At 63.5% G+C, this 1,506-nt stretch carries 1 protein-coding gene and 1 pseudogene; both read right to left on the reverse strand.

The window, feature by feature from the left end; genetic code table 11:
- Positions 1-270: pseudogene (locus OP496_RS17705) on the reverse strand (GntP family permease); the annotation flags it as partial.
- A gap of 123 nt (positions 271-393) precedes the next feature.
- Positions 394-1,353, reverse strand: coding sequence for a D-erythronate dehydrogenase (denD, locus tag OP496_RS17710; protein ID WP_280565229.1), 960 nt, complete (start codon positions 1,351-1,353; stop codon positions 394-396).
- Positions 1,354-1,506: the final 153 nt, after the last annotated feature.

A 1,506-nucleotide genomic window follows, 5' to 3' on the forward strand; every position in this document is an offset into this window, starting at 1 on the left:
CTGGCCGGCGCCCGACACTTCGAGGATACGTCCCATCATCACCCCGAAGCCGATGACCAACCCGATGGTCGACAGTGTGCTACCGAAGCCATCGGTGATCGCACCGATCACCGCGTTGGGCGGCATCCCGCCGATCAGCCCGGCAATCGACGCGGCGATGATGAGCGCAAGCAAAGCATGCACGCGGGTTTTCAATACCAGCGCGATCATTACGAAGATAGCGATACCCAGGCCGATGATGACCTGTGGACCTGCGGCTGTTTCCGTCATGGTGGCGTACTCCTGTGCATTGTTGTGACTGTCTGAGCAGCGTTGTGTATCCAGGGATGCAAGCGTGCGTGAATGTCGCCGACGCCTCGAACGGCCGTTAAGGCCGCCGGGCCTCGGCGGGCGTCAGGCGTTCAAGTAATCCTCGCGATAGGCGCGAATCACGGCGTCGACATCGTCATCGGCCTGGAAGCCCAGCGACAACGGACGCGCGATGTCCAGTTCCCCCGGCCAACTGGCGACGATCTTGTCGATGGCGGCATCCGGTTCGAAACTCACCAGCGCCCGCTTCTCGACGCCGGCTTGGCGCTCCAATGCGTCCAACAGTTGCGTCACCGTGACGGTGATGCCTGGCAAGTTGAGCGTGCGCCACTCACCCAACGCGTCGCCGTCGAGCTGCAAGGCATGGCGAAGATTGCCAACCACCGCACGCGGCGAGGACAACCAAAGCGGCAGTTCGGGATCCACGGGGCAAACGGCACGCTGTCCCGCCAGCGGTTCACGAATGATCGAGCTGGCGAACGAAGATGCCGCCTGATTGGGCTTGCCGGGCCGCGCCACGATGGTCGGCAGGCGGCAGACGCGCCCATCGATGAAGCCCCGTCGGCTGTAGTCGTTGACCAGCAGCTCGCCGATGGCCTTCTGCGCGCCATAGGAAGAGCGCGGCTGGGGACCGACCTCTTCGGGCACCGGCTGTGCCAGCCCGGGTCCAAACACCGCCAGCGAACTGGCGAATAGAAAGGGCAAGCGGCGCGGATGCGCACGACAGGCCTCGAGCAGGGCCTGCGTTGCCTCGAGGTTGACGCGCATTCCCAACTCGAAATCAGCCTCCGCCTGGGAGCTGACCACGGCAGCCAAGTGGCACACGGCGAGCGTATCCTCGCCCAGGGCGCGCTCGATCAACGCCTCGTCGGCGACATCCCCGACCCATGACTCGACGCGTGGATCGTCGAGTGGGCAGGGCGCGAGGTCGATCGACGTCACCCGTGTAATCGCCTCTCCCTCGATGCGCTGGCCTTCCTCGAGCAACGCCTGGATCAAGCGCGCGCCGAGAAAACCGGCCCCTCCGGTCACGATGACTTGCATTCACTTCTCCTCGGTCGAGCGAAGCGGTGCTTCGCTTGAATTCCTACCGACAGTACGACGTTGGCCCAAAGACGTATTGTGTCGCCGCCGCGCTATTTATAATGTTGTCTGACAAATCAGTCGGGGCAACATCGCCATTAGTCGGAGACGCCC

Source organism: Chromohalobacter sp. 48-RD10, assembly GCF_029889785.1.
Lineage (GTDB): Bacteria > Pseudomonadota > Gammaproteobacteria > Pseudomonadales > Halomonadaceae > Chromohalobacter.

Coding starts and splice junctions, on each gene's coding strand:
- denD (WP_280565229.1), bottom strand. CDS start 1,353: ATGCAAGTCATCGTGACCGGAGGGGCCGGTTTTCTCGGCGCGCGCTTG.